Below are 24,927 nucleotides of genomic sequence, written 5' to 3' on the forward strand. Positions count from 1 at the left end.
CGCACTGTGAACGGACCCGAGAACGGCCCGGGGGGCGCCGGACGAGCGACGAGGAGTCGTCCATGCAGCAAGAGACCAGCGCCGAACCACCCGACCGGCGCTCCGTCACCGAGCGGGACTTCGCGCCCGCGGACACTCTCTTCGACCGCATCCGCCACGAGACGGCGCTGATCGCCGCCGCCGATGCCCTCGAGGAGGGCGGCCACCCCGACTGGGCCGCCGTGCTGCGCGACTACACGGTCGCCTCGGACAAGGTCCTGTCCGTGCACGGCGATGCCGACGCCGCGACGCTGGGCTGGCTGAAGGCCCGCGGCATCGTCTCGCTGCTCGTGACGGAGGAGTGCGACGACGCCCACACGGTCGAGCACGTCTCCGCCGCCCTCGCCGCGATGAACGCCGTGACCCTCACGGTCGACGCGGAGCGCTCCGAGCGGCTGCGCCCGCTGATCGAGGCCCTCGCCAGGGTCCTCCCGGACGCCTTCGCCGAGCTGCCCGTCCGCGGGCACTCGGACTACCCGCCCGGGACCGCCGCCGCCGCGCTGACGCCCACCGAGCTGTACCGCTCGTGGGCCGCGCCCGTGACGCTCGCAGGACCCGCGCGGGAGGAGGCCGACCGCGTGGAGCTGCTGACGCTCTACGGTCGACTGCGCCAGCTCGACGTGCGGCCGGAGTGAGCGGCGCCGGACGTGCAGAAGCCCCGCCTCCCTCTCGGGAGCGGGGCTTCTGTCTGCTCGACGTGTGCGACGACGACCGGTGGTGGAGATGGGGGGAATTGAACCCCCGTCCATCGCTGTGATTCTGCGCCTTCTACGGGTGTAGCCAGTGAAAGCGTTCTACTCGGCCCCGACCGTTACCACTGACGCATCGGTCGACGGGCCCAGCCCGAGTTCGAGTCCCGCGTCGCCCTCAGGCGTAACGACGCAGCAAGTCCTCTAGATGACGCCAGGATCCGGGGCGAGGACGCACCCACGGGCTGACGGACTATCGACTCTGCTTAGGCAGCGAGAGCGAAGTCGGTGCGCTTCTGTTCGGCACCTGTGTTTTTCAGAGATCGTTAACGAGATGACCCTGAATCCTCGACCCGCTTCTCGCAGTTTCGCAGGCAATGTCGAAACCGATCATCCCCGCGAGCACTCGGTGCGGATGCTGGGAAGCACCGCCCTGGAGTGGGTCGTCGTCGCACACTGTCGAGTTGTGGATCCGCTGCTCCCCGAGAGGAGCGGCGGCTGCCGCGAGCGGGTGGAACCGCAGTGGCAGAAGACCATTCTAGCCGCTCCTGCGAGCGCGTGGGGCCCGCGGGTCAGGACTCGGCGCGCGCCGTCACCCGTCGACGCCGGAGGTCCAGCAGGCCGAGCACCAGCGCGAGCGCGATCAGCCCGAGAGTCACGAAGTAGCCGTTCCGGAACGCGTCGTGGTACGCCACGAGACCCTCGGTCATGCCCGCCTCGCTGGCGAGCGTCGCGAAGAAGACGGCGGAGGCGCAGGCGGTGCCGACCGCAGTGCCGAGGCGTTGGCCGAGCTGCCCGACCGACCCCGCCACTCCGCCCTGCTCCGGCGGGATCTCGGCCAGCGTCAGCGTCTGGTTGGGCGAGACGACGAATCCGCCGCCCGCTCCGGCGACCAGCATCGCCGCGGCCATGCCGTAGGCCGCCGTGTCGGCCGACATCAGCTCGGCCGCCAGGAGCACCAGCGTGAAGCCGATCACCACCAGCACGATGCCCAGCACGACGAGGGCGCGGCCGTAGGTCTGCACCAGCTTGCCGCCGTACCAGGCGGTCAGCGCCGAGGTGAGGGCGAAGGGGATGCTCACCATGCCGGCGAACACCGGCGCGAGCCCGAGGCCCTGCTGGAGGAACAGGGTGGTGAGCAGGAACGTCGCCGGGATGGCCGCGAAGTACGACGTCGCGACGAGGATCCCGTTGCGGTACGAGCTGGTGCGGAAGATGCGGAAGTCGATGACCGGGGTGCGCCCGAGCGACGCGTAGTGCGACTCCCAGCGCACGAAGACCGCGGCGGCCACCACGGCGAGCAGCAGCCAGAACCAGCGGTACGGCGAATCGCTCGACGCCCCGGTGGTCAGCAGGAACGGGAGCATGAAGGCGAAGATCGCGACGCCCAGCAGCAGCAGCCCGACCGGATCGAGAGAGGTGTCCCCGGCCGACTTCCGCTGCACCCGCGGCAGGAGGCGCCACGCGAGGACCAGGGCGGCGACACCCAGCGGGATGTTCATCCAGAACAGCAGGCGCCAGCCGTCCTGCTCGCCGCCGATCGCGATGAGCAGCCCGCCCAGCGTCGGACCGAACGCGGTCGACAGGCCGATCACCGCGCCGAACACGCCGAACGCCCGGGCGCGTTCGGCTCCGGTGAAGAGCTGCTGCACGAGACCGAGCACCTGCGGCATCTGGATGCCCGCCGCGATCCCCTGCAGGAAGCGGGCGACGACGAGCAGCTCGATCGACGGCGCGACAGCGCAGAGCAGGCTCGTCAGCGTGAAGACGGTGAGGCCGATCAGGAAGAGCAGCCGTCGCGAGCGGATGTCGCCCAGGCGTCCGGCGGGCACGAGCGAGAGACCGAACGCGAGTGCGTAGCCCGCGACGATCAGCTGCAGCTGGCTCGCATCCGCCGAGAGCGACTTCTCGATCGACGGCAGACCGACATTGACCTTCGAGAGGTCCAGGATCGTGAAGGCCGCGACCGACACCGCCACGGCGAAGGCCCGCCAGCGGGTCCTCTCCTCGGCGGCGGTGCGCGGTGCGTCGGGGGAGCTCTCGGAGGCGGTCACGCCGTCCAGTCTCCCAGCACGCGCCGAGCCGTCACCCGGCTTGCGCGCGCGAGTGCTCCCGGCCTACTCCCCCAGGCGGCGACGGGTCGCCATGGCGCGGTCGGCCTCGCGGCGGTCCTGGCGCTCACGGAGCACCTGGCGCTTGTCGTAGTCCTTCTTGCCCTTTGCGACCGCGAGCTCGACCTTGGCCTTGCCGTCGCTGAAGTACAGCGAGAGCGGGATCAGCGTGTACCCGCCCTCCTTCACCTTGTTGTGGATCTTGAGGATCTGCGCCTTGTGCAGCAGCAGCTTGCGCTTGCGGCGCGGCGGGTGGTTCGTCCAGGTGCCCTGCGCCCACTCGTTGATGTGGACCGCGTCGAGCCACGCCTCTCCGCCGTCGACGAAGGCGTAGCCGTCGACGAGGGACGCCCGGCCCGCGCGCAGCGACTTGACCTCGGTGCCGGTGAGCACGAGGCCGGCCTCGTAGGTGTCCTCGATGAGGTAGTCGTGGCGCGCCTTGCGATTGGTCGCGACGACCTTCTGTCCCTGTTCCCTGGGCACGGCGGCTCCTTGCGTCCGAGAGCGATGATGGGCCGCCCCGTCCGGGGCAGCCCATCAGTATACGCGCGCCGTCCGGTCAGACCCGCAGGTACCGGGCGATCGCGACGTTGGAGGCGATCGCCGCGAGGATCGCGCCGACCACCACCAGGATCGGGACCACGATCAAGGCGTCGTCCAGGCCCACGAAGGACGTGAGCGGGATGCGGTAGGCGAGGAACCCCTGCACGAAGAACTGCACGATCGCCACCACGGCCACACCCGCCAGCAGGGAGCCGAGCAGCGCGGCGAACACCCCCTCGAGGATGAACGGGGTCTGGATGAAGCGGTTCGACGCGCCCACCAGGCGCATGATCCCGAGCTCCCTCCGACGCGAGAACGCCGACAACCGGATGGTCGTGGCGATCAGCAGCACCGCCGCCACGAGCATGAGCACCGCGATCCCGATCGCCGTGTAGCTCGCCGCGTTCAGGATCGAGAAGATCTGGTCGAGGTACTGCCGCTGGTCCGTGACGCTCTCGACGCCCGAGACGCTCGAGAGGCTCTCGACCAGCACGTCCGACTGCGTCGGGTCCTGCAGGTTGATCCAGAACGTCTGGTTCAGCAGGTCCGGAGTGACGTACTCGGCGACCGGGTTCCCGGCGAACTGCTCCTGGAAGTTCGCGTACGCCTGGTCGTGGTCCTCGAAGTAGAAGCGGTCGATGTAGGGCGCGAGGGTCGAGCCGTCGAGCTGCGACTCGACCGAGTCGATCTGCTCCTGCGTCGCGTCGGAGCCGCTGCAGTTCGAGCCGCCGGAGGTGGCGGTGCACATGTACACCGCGACCTGGGCCTTGTCGTACCAGAAGTTCTTCATCTGGCCGATCTGCATCTGCAGCAGGATCGCCGTGCCGACGAAGGTGAGGGAGATGAAGGTCACCAGGATCACCGAGACGACCATGGAGACGTTGCGTCGGAGGCCGCTCGCGACCTCCGACCAGATGAGTGCCATTCTCACTTGACGGGTCCTACGTTCTGCTGGTCGTCGCCGGTCTCGTCGCCTTCTCCCGCGTGCGCGCGCAGGCCCAGGCGGGCCGCGAGGGACTCCTCGGGCAGCGTGCCCGTGTCGGCGGGGAGGTAGATCGGACCGGTCTGACTCTGGAGCTCGACGCGCGGGGCGGCGGGCGCCTCCGGCTCGGCGGGGGCGGGTGCGGGGGTCGACTCCTCGGCGGCCGGAGCGGCGGGCGCCGGATCCGGCGCGGCGGCGGAGCGGCGCCCCTCCGGCACGACGGGCTGCGCGGCGGTCTGCGACAGGCGCGGGCGGAGGAACGACCCGGTGCGCGAGGCGGCCTCGGGCTCCACGGGTGCGGCGCCGCGCCGCAGGTCCACCTCCGGCACCTCGGCCGGAGCGAGCTCGCCGTCGATCAGTGCGGGGGCGGCGACGGGCCCGGCGTCCGGCTCGACGGCGGGGTGGTCGTCGGCCGCGACCACGACCACTCCGTCGTGCACGACGGTGATGCTCTCGGTCTGGCCGTAGCCGCCCTGGCTCTCGTCGCGGACGATGCTGCCCGCCGAGAGCTCGATGACGCGGCGCTTCATCTGGTCGACGATGCCGGCCTCGTGCGTGGCCATGATCACGGTCGTGCCGCCGGCGTTGATCCGCTCGAGGAGCGCCATGATGCCGGCGCTGGTCGTGGGGTCGAGGTTGCCGGTGGGCTCGTCGGCGAGCAGGACGGCGGGCTTGTTGACGACGGCGCGCGCGATCGCGACGCGCTGCTGCTCGCCACCCGAGAGCTCGTGCGGAAGCCGCGACGCCTTGCCGGCGAGGCCGACCATCTTCAGGGTGTCCGGGACGGCCTCCTGGATGAAGCCCTTGGACTTGCCGATCACCTGGAGGCTGAACGCGACGTTGTCGAAGACCGACTTGTTCGGCAGCAGGCGGAAGTCCTGGAACACCACGCCCATGTTGCGGCGGAAGTACGGGACCTTGCGGCTGGAGATCTTGCCGAGGTTCTGCCCGAGTACGTGGATCGACCCCGAGGAGGGCCGCTCCTCCTTGAGGATCAGGCGGAGGCAGCTCGACTTGCCGGACCCGGAGGCGCCCACGAGGAAGACGAACTCGCCCCGCAGGATCTCGAGGTCGATGGCGTTCAGGGCGGGTCTCGTGCCGCCGCGATACTGCTTGGAGACGTTGTCGAAGCGAATCATGTCGATACGAGGGTAAGCGACGATGCCCCGGCGGCCGCCGCCGCGCTCCCCCGGCGCGCCGGGCGAGGCGACCGGGAGAGCGCTGCGGAGCGGCTTAGGCGGACTTGCGCCAGCGGATCCCCGCGGCGATGAAGCCGTCGAGGTCGCCGTCGAAGACGTGGGCCGGGGTGCCGACCTCGTAGTCCGTCCGGAGGTCCTTGACCATCTGGTACGGAGCGAGCACGTAGCTGCGCATCTGGTCGCCCCAGCTCGCCGTGATGTTGCCGGCGAGCTCCTTCTTGGTGGCCGCCTCCTGCTCCTTCTGCAGCAGCAGCAGGCGCGACTGCAGCACGCGCATGGCGGCCGCGCGGTTCTGGATCTGGCTCTTCTCGTTCTGCATCGAGACGACCGTGCCCGTGGGGATGTGGGTGAGGCGGACGGCGGAGTCGGTGGTGTTGACCGACTGGCCGCCGGGGCCCGAGGAGCGGAAGACGTCGACGCGGATGTCGTTGTCGGGGATCTCGATCGCCCCGGCCTCCTCCATCAGCGGGATGACCTCGACCGCGGCGAAGGAGGTCTGGCGCTTGCCCGCCGCGCCGAAGGGGCTCATCCGGACGAGGCGGTGCGTGCCGGCCTCGACCGACAGCGTGCCGAAGGCGTAGGGGGCGTCGATCTGGAAGGTGGCCGACTTGATGCCCGCCTCCTCCGCGTAGCTCGCGTCCATCACGGTCGCGGAGTACTTGTGCTTCTCGGCCCAGCGGAGGTACATGCGCATGAGCATCTCGGCGAAGTCGGAGGCGTCGACGCCGCCGGCCCCGGCGCGGATGGTGACCACCGCCGGGCGGTCGTCGTACTCGCCGTCGAGCAGGGTCTGGACCTCGAGCTCGCCCATCACCTTCTGCAGCGAGGCGAGCTCGGCGATCGCCTCCTCCTCGGAGTCGGCGTCCTCGGCCTCGTTCGCCATCTCGACGAGCACCTCGAGGTCGTCGAGGCGGCGCTCGATCGAGGTGATGCGCGCGAGCTCGGACTGCCGGTGGCTGAGGGCGCTCGTCACCTTCTGCGCGTTGACCGTGTCGTCCCAGAGATCGGGGGCGCCGGCCTGCTCGTTCAGCTCCGCGATGCGGGTGCGGAGGCGATCGACGTCGATCACGGCGCGGATGTCGTCGAAGGTGGAGCGGAGAGCAGTGATCTGCTCGGTGAAGTCGTTGTCCAGCATGGTGCCCCCAGACTACCGGGGACCACCCTCGGCCCCGGCGTACGCTGGGGATGGTGACCGTCCCCGCCGAGCGCCCGTTCCCCGTGGGGCCGCTCCTGCTGTCGACGTTCCTCCCCACCCTCCTCTTCTCGATCGGCGAGGGAGCGATCATCCCGCTGCTGCCGGTCGCGGCCGGCGACCTCGGGGCGACGCTGGCGATCGCGGGCCTGGTCTCGGGCATGATCATGATCGGCGAGCTCGCGGGCGACGTGCCCAGCGGATGGGTGGTCTCGCGCATCGGCGAGCGCGGCGCGATGCTCGCCGCCTCGGCCGCGTCGATCCTCGGTCTCGTGATCTGCCTCCTGTCGACGTCGTGGGTGGGCCTGACCGTCGGCGTGTTCGTGATCGGAGTCGCGACGGCCGTGTTCGCGCTGGCGCGGCACGCGTTCATGACGTCCTTCGTGCCGGTGGGCTACCGGGCGCGCGCGCTGTCCGCCCTCGCCGGGGCGTTCCGCGCCGGCTGGCTGATCGGCCCGTTCGTGTCGGCGGGAGTGGTGCACCTGACCGGCACCGTCGAGTCCGTCTTCTGGATCCACATCGTCTGCTGCGTCCTGGCGGTCGCCGTGCTGCTCCTCGTCCCCGACCCGGCCACGATCCTCCGCCGCTCGGCGGCCCCGGTCGAGGAGGCTCCCGAGCCGGAGCCCCAGCAGGGGCTGGTCGCCACTCTCCGGCAGCACCGCGGGGTCCTCGCCCGGATGGGCAGCGGTGCCGCGATGATCGGCGCACTCCGGGCGAGCCGCACGGTGATCCTGCCGCTCTGGGCGGTCAGCATCGGGATGGGCGAGACCGACACGGCCATCGTCATCGGCATCGCCGGCGGGCTCGACTTCGCCCTGTTCTACGCGGGCGGGCAGCTGATGGACCGCTTCGGCCGCGGCGCGACGGCGATCCCCTCGATGATCGGACTGGGGGTCGGCCACATCGTCCTGGCGTTCACCCTCCTCGCCGGCGACCCGGTGCCGTGGTTCATCGCCGTGGCGTGCGTCCTGGCGGTGGCGAACGGCATCGGCTCGGGCATCCTCATGACCATCGGAGCCGACCTGGCGCCGCGCGAGGACCCCGCCCCGTTCCTCGGCGCGTTCCGCTTCACGGGCGACGTCGGCAACGCGACGGCTCCGATCGTCGTCTCGGCGCTCACCGCGGCGGTGTCCCTGCCGTTCGCGGCCGGGGCGATCGGAGTGCTCGGCCTCGTCGGCGCGGGAGCGCTCGCCCGCTGGATCCCGCGGTACCTGCCGCACCGCCGCCCGGGCCACTGAGCCCCGGCGCACCCCTCCTACACTGGAGCGGCACCCGCGGGAGTGGTGGAATGGCAGACACGCAGGATTTAGGTTCCTGTGCCGAGAGGCGTGAGGGTTCGAGTCCCTCCTTCCGCACGACGCCGTCGTCCCGTCCGCCGGTCGCGGACCCCGTGCGAGCGGTCGCGGATCCACGGCTCCCGTGAGGAGTCGACCGGTACGCTGTGCGCTGTCACGCCGCCCGACCGCCTCCCGGCCCCACGGCACCGCAGACGACTGGAGACCTGTTGAACCACGCCGCCCTGATCCCCTGGCTCGACCCGGAGACGATCCTCACCTCGTTCGGGCCGTGGGGCGTCCTCGTGGTCTGCCTGATCGTCTTCGCCGAGACCGGGCTGCTGATCGGCTTCCTCTTCCCGGGCGACACCCTGCTCGTCATCACGGGCCTCCTCGCGCACGAGAACGCCTCGAACGGCGGGCTCGGCGTCCCGATCTGGATCATCTGCCTGGCCATCGGCTTCTCGGCGTTCGTCGGCGGCGAGGTCGGCTACCTGATCGGGCACAAGGCCGGTCCGCGCATCTTCGAGCGCAAGGAGTCGGGCTTCTTCAGCGTCGAGAACGTGCGCCGCACCAACGCCTTCTTCGAGCGCTTCGGCGGTCTCGCCGTGATCCTCGCGCGCTTCGTCCCGATCGTGCGGACCTTCGCGCCGATCGCCGCGGGCGTCGCGCACATGAACTACAAGAAGTACAGCCTCTACAACCTGATCGGTGCGCTCCTCTGGGGCAGCGGAGTGACCCTCCTGGGCTGGCTGCTCGCCTTCATCCCGCCGGTCGCCGACTTCGTGTCTCACTACATCGACGTGATCCTGATCGGAGCGGTCGTGCTCGCGATCGTGCCGACGCTCTTCCACTTCGTCCAGCAGCAGCGCAAGGCCAGGCACGCTGCGGATCCCGAGACCGACGCGTCCGAGGCGAGCGCGCTCGTCCTCGACCCGACGACGCTCGACGACGAGCGCCGCGCGCACGGCGGCCGCGAGCACTGAGCCCGCGAGCACTGAGCCTGCTCGGCCGTCAGGCCAGGCGCGCCGCCAGCTCCGTCAGCTCCGCGCGCAGAGCGGTGAACGCCCGCGCGCGGTGGCTCGCCGCGTTCTTCTCCTCGGGCGAGAGCTCGGCCGCCGTGCGGTCGGATCCCTCGGGCACGAAGACCGGGTCGTAGCCGTGCCCGTTCGTCCCGCGCGGGGCGACGGCGATCGCGCCGGGCCACCGGCCCTCGACGACGATCTCCTGACCGCCGGGGAGCACGCGGTCCGGGACGACGAGGGCGATGGTGCAAACGAAGTGCGCCCCGCGGTGCTCCTCGTGCACGTCGGCGATCTGGGCGAGCAGGAGCTCGAGGTTCGCGACGGCGTCGTGCGGCTTCCCCGACCAGCGCGCCGAGAAGATGCCGGGAGAGCCGCCGAGGACGTCCACCCGGATCCCGGAGTCGTCGGCGAGCGCCACGAGGCCCGTGTGCGCGGCAGCGGCCCGCGCCTTGATCAGAGCGTTCTCGGCGAAGGTCACCCCGTCCTCGACCGGCTCCGGACCGTCGTAGGCGCGGACGCCGACGCCCGGCAGGGCCTCGGCGAGCATGGCGCGGAACTCCTCCACTTTGCCCGGGTTGTGGGTGGCGAGGACGAGGTCCAGGCTCACGCGCCGGCCTCCCCGGCGAGCGCCTCCGCTTGGATGCGGGCGAGGTCCGACGCCCCGGAGACGGCGAGGTCGAGCAGGGCGTCGAGCTCGCGGCGGTCGAACGGGGCGCCCTCGGCCGTGCCCTGCACCTCGACGAAGAGCCCGCGGCCGGTGACGACCACGTTCATGTCGGTCTCGGCGCGCACGTCCTCGACGTAGGCGAGGTCGAGCATCGGCACGCCGTCGATGATTCCGACGGAGACGGCCGAGAGGCTGTCGATCAGCGGCACAGCCTTCTGCCCGATGTACTTCTTGCCGCGGGCCCACTCGATCGCGTCGACCATGGCCACGTACGCGCCGGTGATCGCGGCAGTGCGGGTGCCTCCGTCGGCCTGGAGCACATCGCAGTCGATGACGAGGGTGTTCTCGCCCAGCGCCTTCATGTCGACGACGGCGCGGAGGCTGCGGCCGATCAGCCGGGAGATCTCGTGCGTGCGCCCGCCGACCTTGCCCTTGATCGACTCGCGGTCCATCCGGGAGTTGGTGGAGCGGGGCAGCATCGCGTACTCCGCGGTCACCCAGCCCTTGCCCTTGCCCTGCAGCCAGCGCGGCACCCCGTTGGTGAACGACGCGGTGCAGAGCACCTTCGTGTTCCCGAACGAGACCAGGGCCGATCCCTCGGCCTGCGTGCTCCAGCCGCGCTCGATGGTCACGGTGCGCAGCTCGTCGCTCGCGCGGCCGTCCTTGCGGACGACGGCCTTCGGGGTGGTGTCGGTCACTGGCTTCTCCCTCGATGGGGCGCGGACTGGTCCAGCTCGCGCAGATTGATGGTGCCGGTCTCGACGAGGTCGACGCTCGAGACCTCGGGGCCGAGGAAGCGGCGGGCGAGGCGGACGAAGTCGCTCGAGCCCGTCTCCTCCCACCGGTAGGTCGGCGGTTCGGGGGCGGTCCGCTGCAGGCCGTGGGCGACGAGCGTGCGGTACACGTCGAGCGCGGTCTCCTCGGCGCTCGAGACGAGGCGGACGTCCGGCCCCATCACGTAGGCGATCGCGCCGCGCAGGAGCGGGTAGTGCGTGCAGCCGAGCACGAGCGTGTCGACGCCGGCCGCCTTCATCGGCGCGAGGTACTCCTCGGCGACGGCGAGCAGCTCGTCGCTCCACGTGACTCCCGCCTCGACGAACTCGACGAAGCGCGGGCAGGCCGCGGTGACGAGCTCGAGATCGGGAGCGGCGACGAACGCGTCGTCGTAGGCCCGGGAGCGGATCGTTCCGACGGTGCCGATGACGCCGACGCGGCGGTTGCGCGTGTCGCGCACGGCACTGCGCACGGCCGGCTGGATCACCTCGACCACGGGGATGCCGCGGCCGATCGTGTACCGCTCGCGCGCATCCCGCATCATGGCCGCCGACGCGGTGTTGCAGGCGATGACGAGCAGCTTCGCCCCCTGGTCGACCAGGGTGTCGAGCGTGTCGAGGGCGTAGGCGCGGACGTCGGCGAGGGGCTTGGGGCCGTAGGGCGAGTGCGCGGTGTCGCCGAGGTAGACGATCGACTCGTTCTGCAGCTGGTCGATGATCGACCGGGCCACCGTGAGGCCGCCGACACCGGAGTCGAAGATTCCCAGGGGCGCGTCGGTCACGATCGACCAGCCTACTCGCGACCCTCCGCGGCGTCGCGAGCCCGCGGTCCTAGCGGCGCCCGCGCGGGCCCGCGAGCCCCCTCCGCGCTCCGTCCGCCTCGTGGAAGACTGCGGGGATGGACGCGACGGCCTTCCTCACCGACCGGTACGAGCTCACGATGGTCGAGGGCGCCCTCGGCAGCGGCACGGCCGATCGGCGGTGCATGTTCGAGGTCTTCGCCCGGAGCCTGCCTGCCGGCCGGCGGTACGGGATCCTCGCCGGCACCGGGCGGCTGCTCGAGCTCGTCTCGCGCTTCCGGTTCGGCGAGCCCGAGCTCGACTGGCTGCGCGAGAACCGCGTGGTCGACTCCCGCACCCTCGACTGGCTCGCCGACTACCGCTTCACCGGCGACGTCTGGGGCTACCGCGAGGGCGAGGTCTACCTGCCCGGCTCCCCCGTGCTGATCGTCGAGGCGCCCTTCGCCGAGGGCGTGCTGCTCGAGACGCTCGCGCTCTCGGTGCTCAACCACGACAGCGCCGTCGCGAGCGCCGCCGCCCGCATGGTCTCGGCCGCCGACGGCCGCCCGCTCGCCGAGATGGGCTCGCGACGGGCCGGCGAGCGCTCGGCCGTCGCCGCCGCGCGCGCCGCGTACATCGCCGGCTTCGGTGCCACCTCCAACCTCGAGGCGGGCCGCAGCTGGGGCGTGCCGACGATGGGCACCTCCGCGCACGCGTTCACGCTGCTCCACGACTCGGAGGAGGACGCGTTCCGCGCGCAGGTCGCGGCCCTCGGCCCCGGCACCACGCTCCTGGTCGACACCTACGACGTCACCGCCGCGGTGGACCTGGCCGTGCGCGTGGCCGGAACAGGACTCGGCGCGGTGAGGATCGACTCCGGCGATCTGCCGCAGCAGGTGGCCGCCGTGCGCGCGCAGCTCGACGCCCTGGGTGCCACGGGCACGAGGATCACCGTGACGAACGACCTCGACGAGTACGGCATCGCCGGCCTCGCCGCGTCCCCCGTCGACTCCTACGGCGTCGGCACCTCTGTCGCGACGGGATCCGGTCACCCGACGGCGGGCATGGTCTACAAGCTCGTCGCCCACGAGGACGACGCGGGCGAGTGGGTCGCCGTCGCGAAGAAGTCGGCCTCGAAGGCCTCGATCGGCGGCCGCAAGGCGGCGGGCCGGCTGCTCTCGGACGGAGTGGCCGAGGAGGAGGTCGTGCACGTGGGCGCCGGACCGGAGGGCGGCGTCGGAGCAGGAGAGCGTCCGCTGCTCGTGCCGCTCGTGGAGAGCGGCGAGATCCTGGGCGAGGCGCTCGGAGCCGCCGGCACGGCCGCGGCGCGCGAGCATCGGGCGTCGGCGGTGGCGGAGCTGCCCCTCGACGCGCTGCGCCTGGGCCGGGGCGACCCGGTCATCCCGACGCGCTACGCGTGAGGGCCCGCACCGCCGACGGCGGCACGGGCCCTGCGCATCACTTCATCCGCGCGTAGATCTCCTTGCAGGAGGGGCACACCGGGAACTTCTCCGGGTCGCGTCCCGGCAGCCACTTCTTGCCGCAGAGCGCCTTGACCGGCTTGCCGGTGAGGGCGCTCTCGAGGATCTTGTCCTTCTGCACGTAGTGGGAGAACCGCTCGTGGTCTCCCGGCTCGATCGTCTCCTGATTGAGGAGCTCCTCGAGCTCGCGGTCGAGGGTGGCGGTTCCTCCGCCTCCCTCGAGAGGGTCGGTGCTGCTGTTCTCGGGGCGGGTCGTCATGCCCTCGATCCTACGCGCGGACGACCGCGGGCTCGGGGGTCGGGAGGACTCGGAGCCGGGCTCAGTACCGGCTCGTGAACGAGACCAGGTCGGCGGCCCGGCGGTCGAAGAGCCATCCGCCGACCAGCACGCCGAGAGCGAAGACGGCCACGGCGCTGCCGAAGCCCGTCAGCACCGCGGCCGACGCCACCTCCGGATCGAGGAAGAGCGCGCGGATCGCCAGCACCACGGCGGGCGCGGCCAGCAGGAGTCCGAGCCCGAACGCCAGCGCCTGCGGCCCGGCTCCGCTGGCTCCCGGTGCCTCCGGCTGCACGAACGGGCTATCGCCCGGCCGCGGGGCGGGGTACGCGAGCCCCGCGGACACGGCGCTCGCCACTCCGGCCGGCACCAGCAGGAGGCAGGTGTTGGCGGCGAGCAGGACGGGGAGCGCACCGTCGAGCCCCGAGGTCGCGCTCGACACCAGCGAGCCGAGCACCACGACGGGGAGCCCGAGCAGGAGGGTCGGGAACGCGCGGCCGAGGCGATCGGCGTGTCCGCTCACTCCGGCCGCGACGTGCAGCCAGAACGCCGAGCCGTCGTACGCGACGTCGTTGTGGAGGAACCAGCCGAGGAAGAGCACCACCAGCGGCACCGGGAGGAGCGACAGCAGCGGGAACGGCACCTGGACGACGGCGAGCAGCACGATCACGACGACGGGCAGCACCGGCACGGCGACGAGCGACGCCTGATAGCGCGGATCGCGGATCCAGTAGGTGATGCTGCGGGCGGCGACCGCTCCGGCGGGCGAGGCGCCGAGGACGTCGAACCAGCCCAGGCGCAGTCCCCGCGCCGGACGGTGGGTGCGCTCGGGCCGCTCGACGAGCAGGCGCACGAGCAGCCACCAGAGCCCGCCGAGGGCGGCGAGTGTCAGCAGGGCGACGACGAGCGGACCGGCGGGGTCGCCCGCGACCGCGCTCGGGGCGATCGCCCACGCGGCACCGAGCGGAGTCGCGCCGAGCGCCGACGCGAGGGAGTCGAGAGCGCGCGTCCCGGCTCCGCCCCAGTCGAGTCCGGTGACGACGACCAGCACCGCGGGGACCGCCAGGAGCAGCACGAGGCCCAGGATCGCGAGGAGCTCGCGGGCGGTGCGCGACGGGACCAGCGCCGCCGAGGCGGCGAGACCGATCCGCGCGCAGAGGACCGCGGTGGCGACGGCGACCAGGGGCCCGAGAACCGCGAGGACCCCTGCACCGGCGAACACGGGCACCAGCGCCAGAGCGACCACGAGCAGCGCCAGCACCGGCACCGAGATCAGGCCCGCGAGGGCGAGCGCGGCGGCCAGGCGGGCGCTGGGGATCCCGAAGAGCCGGAACGCCCGCGGGTCCATCGGATCCAGCGGACCGAGGAGGAAGGGCAGCACGAGGAACCCGGCCGTCACGAGGGCGCCGACCGCGATGGTCGCATCGGCCGCGAGTGCGGGATCCTCGCCCAGGGCGCCGAGACCGGCGAGCATCCCCGCTGCGGCCGCGATCGCGACGACGACTCCCAGGAGCACCCCCGCGGTGCGGGCGGGCCCGGAGCGGAACGCCCCGAGCAGCACGTCGAGCCTCAGCCGGAGAAGTCGTGCAACCACTGCAGCCCCTCGGCGATCTGCTTGCCGCCCGCCAGCTCGAGGAAGCGCTCCTCGAGGGTGACGGTCCCGGCGACGTCCGCCACCGCTCCGGCGGCGAGTACGCGGCCCCCGACGATCACGGCCACGTCGTCGCAGACGCGCTCGATGAAGTCGAGCCCGTGGCTCGAGAGCACGACGGTGCCCCCGCCCGCGACGAAGCGGCGGAGCACGGTGATCACCGCCGCCGACGACACGGGGTCGACGGACTCGAACGGCTCGTCGAGGACGAGCACCCGCGGCGCGTGGATCATCGCTCCGGCGAGGGCGACCTTCTTGGCCATGCCGGCCGAGTAGTCCGAGATGAGGCGCTCGAGCGCGTCCGTCAGGCCGAGCGCCTCGGCGAGCTCCTGCGCCCGCTGCTTGGCGGTGGCCTTGTCGATCCCGCGGAGGGCCGCGGCGTAGAAGAGGAACTGGGCGCCGGTCAGGCGATCGAACAGGCGGAGGCGGTCGGGCAGGACGCCGATCAGCTTCTTGGCCGCCGCGGGGTCCTTCCAGACGTCGACGCCGTGCACGAGGACGCGGCCGGAGTCGGGGCGCAGGAGCCCGGTCATCATGGACAGGGTGGTCGTCTTGCCTGCGCCGTTCGGGCCGATGATGCCGTAGAACGTCCCGGCTCGGACCGCGAGGTCGAGGCGGTCGACCGCGACGGTGCGGCCGAAGGTCCGGGTGACGGCGTGCAGCTCGTAGACGACGGGGTGCCCCTCGGACGCCGGATCGGCGGGCGCATCGGGACGGACGGCGTCCTCCGGGTCAGCGGGGCGCGGCGAGCGCTCGGTCCCCTCGGCGTTCGTCGACGTCATCCGGCAACGGTATCAAGCCCGGCCGCCGGTCGGCCGGGGCCCGCGCCGCACCCGCCGACACGGCCGAGGTCAACCACCCTGGCCCTCGAGGGCGGGGACTGTACACTATCCCTCGACCCGAGGAGCAATCAGATCGATACGCAGCGGTTAATTCGAGGAGACGAGCAGACGATGACGAACAACGGAACGAACCGGGGCCAGGCGAGCGGCACGACCAGCACGCCCGCCACCGTCGTGATCCTCGCCGCCGGCATGGGCAGCCGTCTCGGCCGCTCCCTCCCGAAGCCGCTCACGCCGCTCAGCGACGGCCGCACGATCATGCAGCAGCAGTTCGACAACATCCACCACGCGTTCGGCGCCTCGGCGCCCGTCAGCATCGTGGTCGGCTACAAGCTCGAGCACATCATCGAGGCGTTCCCGTCGGCGTCGTTCGTCTACAACGAGCAGTACGACCAGACCAACACCTCCAAGAGCCTCCTCCGCGCCCTCCAGGCCTCGGGCCAGGGCGGCGTGCTCTGGATGAACGGCGACGTGGTCTTCGACCCGCGCATCCTCGACCGCGCCGCGGCCCTCATCGCGAAGGACGCCTCCTTCGTCACGGTGAACACCGCGAAGGTCTCGGACGAGGAGGTCAAGTACACGACGAGCGCCGAGGGCTACATCGAGGAGCTCTCGAAGACCGTCCGCGGCGGTCTCGGCGAGGCCGTCGGCATCAACTACGTCTCGGCGGCCGACAAGCCCGCACTCATCCGCCAGCTCGCCCGGGTCGACGCCCAGGACTACTTCGAGCGTGGCATAGAGTTGGCGATCGAGCAGGACCGACTGCTCGTCGAGCCGATGGACATCTCCGACCTCTACGCCGTCGAGGTGGACTTCGCCGAGGACCTCGAGCGCGCGAACCTCTTCGTCTGACGCCCGGACCCTCCCCGGCTCGATCCGAGCCGGGTGAGGAGTCGCGCGCAGTGAGCAGAGCGGACGGCACGAGCACGGCGGGCGGGGCGGGCACCGCGGTCGCCGACCGGCACCGGCGCTCGTCGGGCTGGCGCTACCGCCACTCCCTCTGGCTGCTCACGCGCCGCGACCTGACGGTCCGCTACGCGACCAGCGCCCTCGGCTACTTCTGGTCGATCCTCGACCCGCTGGTGATGTCGGGCATCTACTACTTCGTCTTCACCGTCGTCTTCGACCGCTCGGTCGGCGAGGACCCGTACATCGTCTTCCTCCTCGCCGGGCTCCTGCCCTGGATGTGGTTCAACCAGGCCACCTCGGACGCGACGCGCGCGTTCCTCAAGGAGGCGAAGCTCGTCCGCTCGACGTCGATCCCCCGCACGATCTGGGTCGGCCGCATCGTGCTGTCGAAGGGGATCGAGTTCGTCGCGAGCATCCCCGTGCTGGTGCTGTTCGCGGTGGTCGCCGGGGCGGAGGTGACCTGGGCCGTCCTGCTGTTCCCGGTGGCGATCCTCCTGCAGGGGGTGCTGACGCTCGGCGTCGGGCTCCTGGTCGCTCCGCTGGTCGTCTTCTTCCGCGACCTCGAGCGCGTCATCAAGCTCGTGCTGCGCTTCCTCTTCTACGCGTCGCCGATCATCTACTCGACCGACAACCTCCCGGTCGAGATCCAGCCGTGGGCCGCGCTCAATCCGCTGAGCGGCATCTTCGCCCTCTACCGCTCCACCTTCTTCGCGAGCGAGCTCGACGTGCCGCTGATCCTCACCTCGGCCCTGATCTCGGTGCTCCTGCTCGTCGTCGGCCTGATCGTGTTCCGCCGCTCCGAGCGCGCCGTGCTGAAGGAGCTGTGATGTCCTCGACGTCCTCCCCCGATCAGCAGCCGGTCGTCATCGCGTGCCGCGGTCTCGGGATCCGGTTCCGGCGCAACCGCCGCGGCACCCGCTCCTTCAAGGACCTCTTCGCGGGCCGCGCGCGCCGCTCTCGCCCCGGCGAGTTCTGGGCCCTGCGCGGTCTGGACGTCGAGGTGCGGCGGGGCGAGGCCATCGGGGTCGTGGGCCGCAACGGCCAGGGCAAGTCGACCCTCCTGAAGCTCGTCGCGGGAGTGGTGCTCCCGGACGAGGGCGTCGTCGAGGTGCGCGGCGGCGTCGCTCCGCTGATCGAGATCACCGGCGGGTTCGTCGCCGATCTGAGCGTGCGCGAGAACGTCTACCTCACGGCGGGGCTGCACGGCATGTCGCGGCGCGAGGTCGACGAGCGCTTCGACTCGATCATCGAGTTCGCCGAGATCCAGGACTTCCTCGACACCCCCTACAAGCACCTCTCGAGCGGCATGAAGGTCCGCATCGCGTTCTCGGTGGTCTCGCGGCTCGAGGAGCCGATCATCCTCGTCGACGAGGTGCTCGCGGTCGGCGACAAGGCCTTCCGCGAGAAGTGCTACGCCCGCATCGAGGAGCTCCTGGCGGCCGGGCGCACGCTGTTCTTCGTCTCGCACAACGAGCGCGACCTCCGCCGCTTCTGCACCCGCGGGCTCTACCTGGACAAGGGCTCCCTGGTGCTGGATGCACCGATCGATCAGGTGCTCGCGCGTTACGCTGAGGACTACGCGCCGAAGCCGCCGACTCCCGCCGACTGACGACGGAGCCGAGCGATCGGCACCCGGACGACGCAGGAGTTGCAGCACATGGCGCCGAAGGACCGCGGCCGGGACATCGAGAAGTCGGAGCCCGGAGCGGTCGACTCCGCCCAGTTCGCGAAGCTCCTCGACAGGGTGCTCGCCGTGCAGCGGCCGGCCGTGCTCGCGAACATCCGGGCGCTGCGCCGCCGCCGGCCGGATGCGAGCCCGGAGCAGCTCGTCACCTCGCTCGAACGGCAGTACCTCTCGAGCGTCGCCGCCGGCGGGGCGGCCATCGGAGCGACGGCCGTCGTCCCCGGCATCGGCACCGCCGCCTCCGTGGCGCTCTCGGGCGCCGGCGCCGTCGGGTTCCTCGAGGCGAGCGCCCTCTTCGCGCAGTCGGTCACCGAGGTGCACGGCATCCGGCTCGAGGACCCGGAGCGCGCCCGCGCCCTCGTTCTCACGTTGATGATGGGCTCCTCCGGGAGCGAGCTCGTGCGCCAGGTCGCCGGGCAGGCGGCCGGCGGGGCGGGCCTCACCCAGTACTGGGGCTCGGTCGTCACCAAGGGGCTCCCCTCGTTCCTCGTCGGGGAGCTCGCCGATCGCGCGAAGCGCTCCTTCACCCGGCACTTCCTGACGCAGCAGGGTGCGGGCCTGGTCGGGCGCGCCATGCCCTTCGGCGTGGGCGCGGCCATCGGAGGCGTCGGCAACGCGATGCTCGGCCGGAAGGTCGTGCAGAACGCGCGGGACGCCTTCGGTCCCGCTCCGCAGGTCTTCGGCAACGCACTCGTGATCGAGCCGACCCGCTCCGAGCGCAAGCGCGCGCTGACCGCCGGCACCTACGAGCCGCTCGAGCTGCACGTCCGCGACTACGGCGGCGAGGGCGACCGCGTGGCGCTCCTCCTGCACGGTCTCGCCTCGGACTCGCGCACCTGGTACGCCCTCGTGCCGACGCTGCACGAGCACGGCTACCGGGTGATCGCTCCGGATCTCGCGGGGCACGGCGGCTCGCCGAAGTCGACCGCCTACTCACCCGAGCGCTGGGCGTCGGACGTGCGCGGCTCGGTGCTGCAGACCCCCGACCTGATCATCGGGCACGGCCTCGGCGCGGTCGTGGCGGCGCGACTGGCGGACGAGTACCGGCCGGAGCGCGTGATCCTGCTCGACCCCGCCTTCTCCGACTCCCGCGGGCCGGCCGCCGCTCTGCGAGGCTCCCGCTCCCTGACGAAGATCGAGAAGGGCGACGCCGGCGAGCTGCGGCGCCGCCACCCGATCTGGACCGACGAGCAGATCGAGCTCGACGTCTCGGCGCACCGGCTCTGGGATCCGGCGTCCGCCGCCGGGCTCACCGTGCGCGGTGCCGCCGACGCCCCCGACATCGTCGTGGTGCCGACACTCGCGGTGCTCCCGGAGGACCCGATCGCGCACCCGTCGCTCGCCGGAGTGCTCTCGGACCACGGCATCGAGGTGCGCAGCATCCCCGGCGCGGGATCCTCGATCCTGCGCGAGGACCGACCGGCGCTGATCGCCGCGATCGAGGACCGGCTCTAGCGGGGCTCCGCTACTTCGACGCCTTGGCCGCGGCCTTCGCGGCCTGCTTCGTCGCGCGCACCTTCGTCAGCGACTCCGGGGAGACGATGTCGGCGACCGAGCGGAACGAGCCCTCCTCGCCGTAGGCGCCGGCGGCCTCGCGCCAGCCCGCACCGTCGAAGCCGCGCTGCTTGCCGAGCAGCGCGAGGAAGATGCGCGCCTTCTGGTCGCCGAAACCGGGCAGGGCCTTCAGGCGCGCGAGCACGGCCTTCCCGTCGGGCTCGTCGCGGGTCCAGATCGCAGAGGCGTCCGCGCCCCAGTCGTCGACGATCGCCCGGCAGAGCGTCTGCACGCGCCCCGCCATGTTGGCGGGGTAGCGGTGGACGGCCGGCGGAGTGCGGCAGAGCTCCGAGAAGGCCTCCTCGTCGAGGGCCGCGATCGCCTCGGCGTCGAAGGACGTGCCGCGGGCCTCGAGGCGCTGCTCGATCTTGAGCGGGCCCGCGAACGCGGTCTCCATCGCGACCTGCTGGTCGAGGAGCATGCCGATCAGCAGGGCGAGCGGATCGCGCGTCAGCAGCGCGTCGGCGTCCGGGTCGTCGGTGATGTGGAGCGCGTCGGAGGTCATCCCTCAGGGATACCACGCTCGTCGGCGAGGCGCCGGACCACGCGGTCGATCGTCCCGAGCGAGGCGGTCAGCTCGAGGTCGGTGAGGTGGCCGTAGCCGAGGACCAGCGCGGGTCGGTCCGCCCTGCCCGACAGCGCGTAGGCGTCCAGCGTCGCCACCTCGAGCCCTTCCCGGGCCAGTGCGGCGGCGACCTCGGCCGCCGCGAGAGAGCGGGGCAGCGAGAGGACGACGTGCAGCCCTCCGTCGAGCCCGCGGGCCTCGCCCCAGCCGATCCGCTCCGAGAACGCGCGGACCAGCTCGCGCCGGTGCGCGTACCTCCGCCGGGTGCGGGTGAGGTGCCGGCGGAACGCACCGCCCGCCATGAAGGCGGCGAGCGCCTCCTGAGTCGGACCCGAGACCGAGGCGTCGCGCTCGGAGTCGAGGCCGGCCAGCGCCGGGCGCAGCCACGACGCCGCCGGCAGAGCGAGGTATGCGACGCGCAGCCAGGGCGACACGGTCTTCGAGAAGGAGCCGACGTGCGCCACTCCCCCGGTCGCGTCGAGCGAGGCGAGCGCGGGCAGCGGAGCGCCGACGTACCGGAACTCGCTGTCGTAGTCGTCCTCGATCACGAGCATCCGCTCGCTCGTCGCACGCCGTACGAGCTCGAGGCGGGCGGCGAGGGCGAGTCGGCCGCCGGTCGGGTACTGGTGCGAGGGAGTGACGACGACCACGTCGGGTCGGGCCGCGGCAAGCGCCGCGAGGTCGATCCCGTCGGCGTCGAGACCGATGCCGACTACCTCGTGACCCTCGGCGAGGAGGCGGCGCCGCACGGCCGGGTAGCCCGGGTCCTCCACTCCGACCCGCACGGAGCGTCCGAGCGCGGTCGAGGCGGCGCGGACGAGCAGCGCGACGGCGTCGGCGGTGCCGCTCGTGACCACGACGTCGGCAGGAGTGACGTCGACGCCGCGGGAGCGCCGGAGCTGGTCGGCGATCTGCGCGCGGAGGCCGGGATCGCCGGTCGGCGCGGGAAGGGCCGAGGGCGGTGCGGCGAGGGCCGGCCGCCAGGCCGCGCGCCACTCCGGGGTGTCGAGGCCGCGGGTGTCCGGACGGCCGGGCCGCAGGTCCAGGAGCGGCGCGGTGCGCTCGGCCGGAGCACGCTCCCCGCTCGGCCTCGTGACGTGCACCGGTACCACCACGCCGTCGGCCGCCACCGTCACGGCGGCGCGAGGCTCGGCGACGAGGTAGCCCTCGCCCACCAGCTGGTCCACCGCGGCCACGACCGACCCGCGCGAGACTCCGAGCTGCCCGGCCAGCACGCGACTCGACGGGATCGGCTCACCGGGGGCGTAGCGGCCGTCGAGCACGGCGGCGCGCAGCGCCTCCGCGAGGTGCGCTCGGACCGACCCCCGGGGCGACGGTGCCAGCAGCAGCGGGATCTCGAGATCACCGGACGCCATGGAATCCTCCGCTCTGGACCACTCGGATCGCGGCCCGGTGGCATTCTGACAGATCCAGATGCGCGCCAGGATCGGAGCATGAGCACCCTCCCCGTCACCGACCGCACCCGAGTCACCCGGATCCGCGAGCGGCAGGTCACCGACCGCGCCGTCCTCGACGCCCTGCTCGACGAGGCGCTCGTCGCGCACGTGGCCGTGGTGCGCGACGGCGCCGCGATCGTCCTGCCGATCCTGTTCGCGCGCGACGGCGACTCCCTCCTGCTGCACGGGTCCAGCGGCGGAGGACTGCTGCGCTCCGCCGCGCAGGGCGCGCCCCTGACGGTGTCGGTCTCGCTCGTCGACGGTCTCGTGGTCGCGCGATCCACCTTCGACAGCTCGATGAACTACCGCTCGGCCATGATCCTCGGCGCCGCCGAGACCCTGGAGGGCGAGGAGAAGCGCCGGGCGCTCGACGTGCTCGTCGACCGCCTGCTCCCCGGACGCGCGCAGGAGGTGCGCCCGACCACTTCACGGGAGATCGCCGCGACGCTGGTGCTCCGGATGCCGCTGACCGAGGCGAGCGTCAAGATCCGCGCGGCAGGGCCCTCCGACGACGCCGAGCAGACGGACGGCGTCTGGGCCGGAGTCGTGCCGCTGGTCACCCGGACACTGCCGCCGGTCCTCGCGACGGGAGTGCAGGGCTCGCCGCCGCCGTCGGTGGAGGCGTTCGTCCGGAGCGTCGACGCGACCCTGCCCGACTACTCCTGATCGGCGGATCTCGCGGGCAGCAGCGCCCTACTTCCCGTCCTGCCGCGGGAACACGACCTTCTGCACGACGATGATGATCGAGGCGGCGACCGGGATCGCGACGAGCGCGCCGAGCACACCCGCGATGGTGCCTCCGGCGACCGCCGCGATGACGACGACGGCGCCGGGCACCGAGACCGCGCGCGCCATGATGCGGGGACTGAGCACGTACGCCTCGACCTGCATGTAGACGAGGTAGTAGATCGCCGCGACGAGGGCGGTCAGCGGCGAGGCGAGCAGGCAGGCGAGCGAGATGATCGCCGCTCCCGAGATCGTGCCGACGAGCGGGATCAGCGATCCGAGGAACGCCACGCACGCGAGCAGCGCCGGCACCGGTCCGCCGATCGAGACCAGGAGGATGAACGTGAGGACGCCGTTGACGCCCGCGAGCGTCACCTGGCCCACCACGTAGCGGCCGACCGCTCCGGTGATCTCCTCGCCGACCTCGCGGGCCTTCGCGCGGTGAGAGGCCGGGGCGAAGCGGTAGGCGACCGACTTCATCGAGCGCAGCGACGCGAGGAAGTACAGGGTCAGGATCAGCACGATGATCGCGCCGGTGACGCCGCTGGCGATGCCGGTCCCGACCGCGAGCAGACCGCCGCCGAGCGAGAGCAGGTTCTGCGGGTCGCCGATGAAGGTCTGGACGGTCTGGATCAGCTCGTCGACATTGATCACGCCCCGCAGCTGCTGCTCCAGATCGAGGACCCAGGGCTGCGAAGCGATGTCGGTGACGATCCGAGGGGCGTCGGTCACGAACAGAGTGAGCTGCGCGACCAGGATCGGGATGATGTAGAGGAGCAGCCCCGCGAAGCCCAGGACCACGACCGCGAACACGATGGTGATCGCGAGAGCGCGCGGGATCCTCTTGCGCTCGAGCCACGACACCAGCGGGTCCAGGCCCAGCGAGAAGAACAGCGCCACGAACACGTAGGTGAGCACCGTGCTGAGCTCGACCACGAGGCCGCCGAGCACCAGCGCGACGAGCACGCCCAGACCGCCGAAGAGGCCGATGCGGAACGAGCGGATGGTGAAGACCGGGCGCTCCTGGTCGGCCGACACGACGATGTCGGAGTCGACCGCGGGCGGTGTCGGCGCCGCCGTGCGCCGTCGGGCGCGGGCGAACATGCGTCTGGTCCTCATGGGACGAGCGTAGCGGCGCGCAGAACGCGCCCCTCCGCCTCGACCGGGACTTGACTCGGGTGCCGTCAGCCTGCCGTCAGCCCTCCGGATCGTGGTCGTCGACGGCCGGATCGTCGCGGTGCAGGGCGGCGTGGTGCTCCCACTCCTCCAGCAGGTGCTCGATCGCGGCGTGGAAGCGCTCGGTCGCCGCTCCCGGCCGCGTGTCGCCGAAGTAGTGCCCCACCCAGCGCTGCAGGCGCTCGACGGCCTCCGCGTCGTGCTCCAGGCCGTCGATCCGGGACGCGATCGACGAGGCGTCCCGGGCGAGGAGCCACTCCGCGTCGCCGAGATAGCCCGACTCGTCGACGTCGGCGTCGGCGCTGACGGGTCGCGTGACCATCAGCGGGCGCCCGGTCGCGAGCCGGTCGTAGACCATCGCCGACACGTCGAGGATCGCGACATCGGCGGCGGCCAGCTGCCAGCCGAGCTCGCCGCCGGTGTCGTGGACGTGCTGGGCGCTGCGGTCGGCCGCGTTCGCCGCGGTGATGAGCGCGATGATCTCGCGGTTCGCCGCTCCGTAGGCGGGATCGACCGCTCCGCTGCGGGGGTGCGGCCGGTAGACCAGGCGGAAGCGGCGATCGGCGAGGAGCGCCCTCGTGAGGGCGACGCCGTGACTCGCGACGGAGCCGTAGCCGGCCGCCGCCCGGTCGCCCTCCCACGTCGGGGCGTACAGGACCACCTGGCGTTCGTCCGGAGTGAACGGCGTGCGGCCGGCGAAGTGGTCGGCCTGCGGACGGCCGATCGGGATCGCCCGATTGGCGAAGTCGAAGTCCCAGAGCACCCGGTGCAGGCGGGCGAGGGCGGCGTCCCCCGCGATGAAGCTGTAGTCGTAGGCCTTGAACTGGTTCGTGGTCATGTACATCTTGTCGCTCTCGCCGTGGTTGACGAAGACGTGCCAGCGTCGCCCGTAGCGCATCATCTGGAAGTTGCGCGCGTTCTGGTTGACGTAGAGCACGATGCGCAGCGGCTGGCGGGCGATCGTGTCCTCGAGGTCGACGACCGACCGGACGTAGGCCACGGGGACCGGGCTCTCGCGCAGGAGGATCGCGGCGGCGCTCGCGTTGCGGGTCAGCAGGACGACCGGATGCGTCTTCGCGAGCTCGACCAGCGGGCGGTACCACTGCCGTACCTGGTACAGGTTGATGTCGCCGTCGGCGAAGTAGACGCCGATCTCGAACCGGTCCTCGGGCAGGGGCGCCCGCTCGGCGAGGATCCGCGCCACGGTGGCCCTGGCCCGACGGGACGCCAGCAGGTCGCTGCCGACCTTCCGCGCCAGTCGCGCATCCCGGACGAGACGGTGGAGGAGATCGCGGGACGTCATCGTTCCAGGCTACAAGCCTCCCCCTCCGC

24 protein-coding genes, 1 tRNA gene and 1 other RNA gene are annotated in these 24,927 nt (G+C 71.9%); 10 read left to right on the forward strand and 16 right to left on the reverse strand.

The window, feature by feature from the left end; translation table 11 throughout:
* The first annotated feature begins 62 nt into the window (after positions 1 to 62).
* Complete coding sequence (locus ASF46_RS11095) at positions 63 to 674, forward strand: hypothetical protein (protein ID WP_056867680.1); 612 nt, start codon at positions 63 to 65, stop codon at positions 672 to 674.
* A gap of 80 nt (positions 675 to 754) precedes the next feature.
* On the opposite strand, the gene ssrA is transcribed toward ASF46_RS11095, so the two are convergent.
* The 6 genes from ssrA to prfB all read right to left on the reverse strand — a co-directional run bounded on the left by ssrA (position 755) and on the right by prfB (position 6,698).
* Positions 755 to 1,126, reverse strand: a transfer-messenger RNA (tmRNA) gene (gene ssrA, locus ASF46_RS18805).
* 174 nt (positions 1,127 to 1,300) lie between these two features.
* Positions 1,301 to 2,791 carry an MFS transporter gene (locus tag ASF46_RS11100; RefSeq protein ID WP_082485441.1) on the reverse strand — a complete coding sequence of 497 codons (1,491 nt, stop codon included), beginning with the start codon at positions 2,789 to 2,791 and terminating at the stop codon, positions 1,301 to 1,303.
* A 54-nt stretch (positions 2,792 to 2,845) separates the two neighbouring features.
* Positions 2,846 to 3,322, reverse strand: coding sequence for an SsrA-binding protein SmpB (gene smpB / locus ASF46_RS11105; RefSeq protein WP_055793597.1), 477 nt, complete (start codon positions 3,320 to 3,322; stop codon positions 2,846 to 2,848).
* Between the two features lie 76 nt (positions 3,323 to 3,398).
* Positions 3,399 to 4,313, reverse strand: coding sequence for a permease-like cell division protein FtsX (ftsX, locus tag ASF46_RS11110; protein WP_056867681.1), 915 nt, complete (start codon positions 4,311 to 4,313; stop codon positions 3,399 to 3,401).
* Positions 4,310 to 5,503: a cell division ATP-binding protein FtsE gene (ftsE, locus tag ASF46_RS11115; protein ID WP_056867682.1), complete on the reverse strand. Its 1,194-nt coding sequence runs from the start codon at positions 5,501 to 5,503 to the stop codon at positions 4,310 to 4,312. The genes ftsX and ftsE overlap by 4 nt, the downstream gene beginning before the upstream one ends.
* A 94-nt stretch (positions 5,504 to 5,597) precedes the next feature.
* Positions 5,598 to 6,698 (reverse strand): peptide chain release factor 2, encoded by a 1,101-nt coding sequence (prfB, locus tag ASF46_RS11120; protein WP_056867683.1) that lies wholly within the window; start codon positions 6,696 to 6,698, stop codon positions 5,598 to 5,600.
* 50 nt (positions 6,699 to 6,748) lie between these two features.
* On the opposite strand from prfB, the gene ASF46_RS11125 reads away from it, so the two are divergent.
* From ASF46_RS11125 to ASF46_RS11135, 3 genes are all read left to right on the forward strand, one after another.
* Positions 6,749 to 7,993, forward strand: coding sequence for an MFS transporter (locus ASF46_RS11125; RefSeq protein ID WP_056867684.1), 1,245 nt, complete (start codon positions 6,749 to 6,751; stop codon positions 7,991 to 7,993).
* A 36-nt stretch (positions 7,994 to 8,029) separates the two neighbouring features.
* A tRNA-Leu gene (locus tag ASF46_RS11130) sits at positions 8,030 to 8,110 on the forward strand.
* Positions 8,111 to 8,256: 146 nt separating this feature from the next.
* On the forward strand, positions 8,257 to 9,015 hold the full coding sequence (locus ASF46_RS11135; protein ID WP_056868548.1) for a DedA family protein: 759 nt from the start codon (positions 8,257 to 8,259) through the stop codon (positions 9,013 to 9,015).
* A 28-nt stretch (positions 9,016 to 9,043) separates the two neighbouring features.
* Here ASF46_RS11135 and rdgB read toward each other — a convergent pair whose 3' ends face one another.
* Genes rdgB through murI form a run of 3 tightly spaced genes read right to left on the reverse strand, consistent with a single transcriptional unit; the run spans position 9,044 to position 11,276 of the window.
* Positions 9,044 to 9,661 (reverse strand): RdgB/HAM1 family non-canonical purine NTP pyrophosphatase, encoded by a 618-nt coding sequence (gene rdgB, locus ASF46_RS11140; protein WP_056867685.1) that lies wholly within the window; start codon positions 9,659 to 9,661, stop codon positions 9,044 to 9,046.
* The gene (gene rph / locus ASF46_RS11145; RefSeq protein ID WP_056867686.1) at positions 9,658 to 10,419 is read right to left on the reverse strand and encodes a ribonuclease PH; all 762 of its coding nucleotides are present in this window, start codon (positions 10,417 to 10,419) and stop codon (positions 9,658 to 9,660) included. Before rph ends, rdgB begins: the two co-directional genes overlap by 4 nt.
* Positions 10,416 to 11,276, reverse strand: a complete 861-nt coding sequence (gene murI / locus ASF46_RS11150) for a glutamate racemase (RefSeq protein ID WP_056867687.1) — start codon at positions 11,274 to 11,276, stop codon at positions 10,416 to 10,418. The genes rph and murI overlap by 4 nt, the downstream gene beginning before the upstream one ends.
* A gap of 116 nt (positions 11,277 to 11,392) precedes the next feature.
* Between murI and ASF46_RS11155 the strand changes: the two genes are divergently transcribed.
* Entirely contained in the window at positions 11,393 to 12,694 is a 1,302-nt protein-coding gene (locus ASF46_RS11155) for a nicotinate phosphoribosyltransferase (RefSeq protein ID WP_056867688.1), read from the forward strand.
* A 37-nt stretch (positions 12,695 to 12,731) separates the two neighbouring features.
* On the opposite strand, the gene ASF46_RS11160 is transcribed toward ASF46_RS11155, so the two are convergent.
* The 3 genes from ASF46_RS11160 to ASF46_RS11170 form a co-directional block, all read right to left on the reverse strand.
* Positions 12,732 to 13,013 carry a DUF3039 domain-containing protein gene (locus ASF46_RS11160; RefSeq protein ID WP_055793615.1) on the reverse strand — a complete coding sequence of 94 codons (282 nt, stop codon included), beginning with the start codon at positions 13,011 to 13,013 and terminating at the stop codon, positions 12,732 to 12,734.
* A gap of 61 nt (positions 13,014 to 13,074) precedes the next feature.
* Positions 13,075 to 14,625, reverse strand: a complete 1,551-nt coding sequence (locus tag ASF46_RS11165; protein ID WP_157602451.1) for an ABC transporter permease — start codon at positions 14,623 to 14,625, stop codon at positions 13,075 to 13,077.
* On the reverse strand, positions 14,601 to 15,464 hold the full coding sequence (locus ASF46_RS11170) for an ABC transporter ATP-binding protein (protein ID WP_082485442.1): 864 nt from the start codon (positions 15,462 to 15,464) through the stop codon (positions 14,601 to 14,603). Before ASF46_RS11170 ends, ASF46_RS11165 begins: the two co-directional genes overlap by 25 nt.
* A 171-nt stretch (positions 15,465 to 15,635) precedes the next feature.
* Between ASF46_RS11170 and ASF46_RS11175 the strand changes: the two genes are divergently transcribed.
* The 4 genes from ASF46_RS11175 (at position 15,636) to ASF46_RS19155 (ending at position 19,572) form a co-directional block, all read left to right on the forward strand.
* Complete coding sequence (locus ASF46_RS11175) at positions 15,636 to 16,376, forward strand: NTP transferase domain-containing protein (protein WP_082485443.1); 741 nt, start codon at positions 15,636 to 15,638, stop codon at positions 16,374 to 16,376.
* A gap of 152 nt (positions 16,377 to 16,528) precedes the next feature.
* Positions 16,529 to 17,260: an ABC transporter permease gene (locus ASF46_RS11180; RefSeq protein ID WP_230674088.1), complete on the forward strand. Its 732-nt coding sequence runs from the start codon at positions 16,529 to 16,531 to the stop codon at positions 17,258 to 17,260.
* Positions 17,260 to 18,042, forward strand: a complete 783-nt coding sequence (locus tag ASF46_RS11185) for an ABC transporter ATP-binding protein (protein ID WP_056867691.1) — start codon at positions 17,260 to 17,262, stop codon at positions 18,040 to 18,042. The genes ASF46_RS11180 and ASF46_RS11185 overlap by 1 nt, the downstream gene beginning before the upstream one ends.
* 48 nt (positions 18,043 to 18,090) lie before the next feature.
* On the forward strand, positions 18,091 to 19,572 hold the full coding sequence (locus tag ASF46_RS19155; protein WP_157602454.1) for an alpha/beta fold hydrolase: 1,482 nt from the start codon (positions 18,091 to 18,093) through the stop codon (positions 19,570 to 19,572).
* Positions 19,573 to 19,582: 10 nt separating this feature from the next.
* On the opposite strand, the gene ASF46_RS11195 is transcribed toward ASF46_RS19155, so the two are convergent.
* Positions 19,583 to 20,176: an HhH-GPD-type base excision DNA repair protein gene (locus ASF46_RS11195; protein ID WP_056867692.1), complete on the reverse strand. Its 594-nt coding sequence runs from the start codon at positions 20,174 to 20,176 to the stop codon at positions 19,583 to 19,585.
* Positions 20,173 to 21,612: a PLP-dependent aminotransferase family protein gene (locus ASF46_RS11200; RefSeq protein ID WP_056867693.1), complete on the reverse strand. Its 1,440-nt coding sequence runs from the start codon at positions 21,610 to 21,612 to the stop codon at positions 20,173 to 20,175. The genes ASF46_RS11195 and ASF46_RS11200 overlap by 4 nt, the downstream gene beginning before the upstream one ends.
* Positions 21,613 to 21,690: 78 nt before the next feature.
* On the opposite strand from ASF46_RS11200, the gene ASF46_RS11205 reads away from it, so the two are divergent.
* The gene (locus tag ASF46_RS11205; protein WP_056867694.1) at positions 21,691 to 22,359 is read left to right on the forward strand and encodes a pyridoxamine 5'-phosphate oxidase family protein; all 669 of its coding nucleotides are present in this window, start codon (positions 21,691 to 21,693) and stop codon (positions 22,357 to 22,359) included.
* Between the two features lie 27 nt (positions 22,360 to 22,386).
* Here ASF46_RS11205 and ASF46_RS11210 read toward each other — a convergent pair whose 3' ends face one another.
* Together ASF46_RS11210 and ASF46_RS11215 are read right to left on the reverse strand one after the other, a co-directional pair.
* Positions 22,387 to 23,538, reverse strand: coding sequence for an AI-2E family transporter (locus ASF46_RS11210; RefSeq protein ID WP_235576929.1), 1,152 nt, complete (start codon positions 23,536 to 23,538; stop codon positions 22,387 to 22,389).
* A gap of 76 nt (positions 23,539 to 23,614) precedes the next feature.
* On the reverse strand, positions 23,615 to 24,898 hold the full coding sequence (locus ASF46_RS11215; RefSeq protein WP_056867696.1) for a hypothetical protein: 1,284 nt from the start codon (positions 24,896 to 24,898) through the stop codon (positions 23,615 to 23,617).
* Positions 24,899 to 24,927: the final 29 nt, after the last annotated feature.

Source organism: Rathayibacter sp. Leaf296 (genome assembly GCF_001423045.1).
Classification (GTDB): domain Bacteria; phylum Actinomycetota; class Actinomycetes; order Actinomycetales; family Microbacteriaceae; genus Rathayibacter; species Rathayibacter caricis.

Coding starts and splice junctions, on each gene's coding strand:
- ASF46_RS11205 (WP_056867694.1), top strand. CDS start 21,691: ATGAGCACCCTCCCCGTCACCGACCGCACCCGAGTCACCCGGATCCGC.
- ASF46_RS19155 (WP_157602454.1), top strand. CDS start 18,091: ATGGCGCCGAAGGACCGCGGCCGGGACATCGAGAAGTCGGAGCCCGGA.
- ASF46_RS11215 (WP_056867696.1), bottom strand. CDS start 24,898: ATGACGTCCCGCGATCTCCTCCACCGTCTCGTCCGGGATGCGCGACTG.
- ASF46_RS11160 (WP_055793615.1), bottom strand. CDS start 13,013: ATGACGACCCGCCCCGAGAACAGCAGCACCGACCCTCTCGAGGGAGGC.
- ftsE (WP_056867682.1), bottom strand. CDS start 5,503: ATGATTCGCTTCGACAACGTCTCCAAGCAGTATCGCGGCGGCACGAGA.
- ASF46_RS11155 (WP_056867688.1), top strand. CDS start 11,393: ATGGACGCGACGGCCTTCCTCACCGACCGGTACGAGCTCACGATGGTC.
- ASF46_RS11175 (WP_082485443.1), top strand. CDS start 15,636: ATGACGAACAACGGAACGAACCGGGGCCAGGCGAGCGGCACGACCAGC.
- ASF46_RS11210 (WP_235576929.1), bottom strand. CDS start 23,538: ATGAGGACCAGACGCATGTTCGCCCGCGCCCGACGGCGCACGGCGGCG.
- ASF46_RS11095 (WP_056867680.1), top strand. CDS start 63: ATGCAGCAAGAGACCAGCGCCGAACCACCCGACCGGCGCTCCGTCACC.
- prfB (WP_056867683.1), bottom strand. CDS start 6,698: ATGCTGGACAACGACTTCACCGAGCAGATCACTGCTCTCCGCTCCACC.
- ASF46_RS11195 (WP_056867692.1), bottom strand. CDS start 20,176: ATGACCTCCGACGCGCTCCACATCACCGACGACCCGGACGCCGACGCG.
- ASF46_RS11200 (WP_056867693.1), bottom strand. CDS start 21,612: ATGGCGTCCGGTGATCTCGAGATCCCGCTGCTGCTGGCACCGTCGCCC.
- ASF46_RS11170 (WP_082485442.1), bottom strand. CDS start 15,464: ATGACGTCGACGAACGCCGAGGGGACCGAGCGCTCGCCGCGCCCCGCT.
- ASF46_RS11185 (WP_056867691.1), top strand. CDS start 17,260: ATGTCCTCGACGTCCTCCCCCGATCAGCAGCCGGTCGTCATCGCGTGC.
- ASF46_RS11125 (WP_056867684.1), top strand. CDS start 6,749: ATGGTGACCGTCCCCGCCGAGCGCCCGTTCCCCGTGGGGCCGCTCCTG.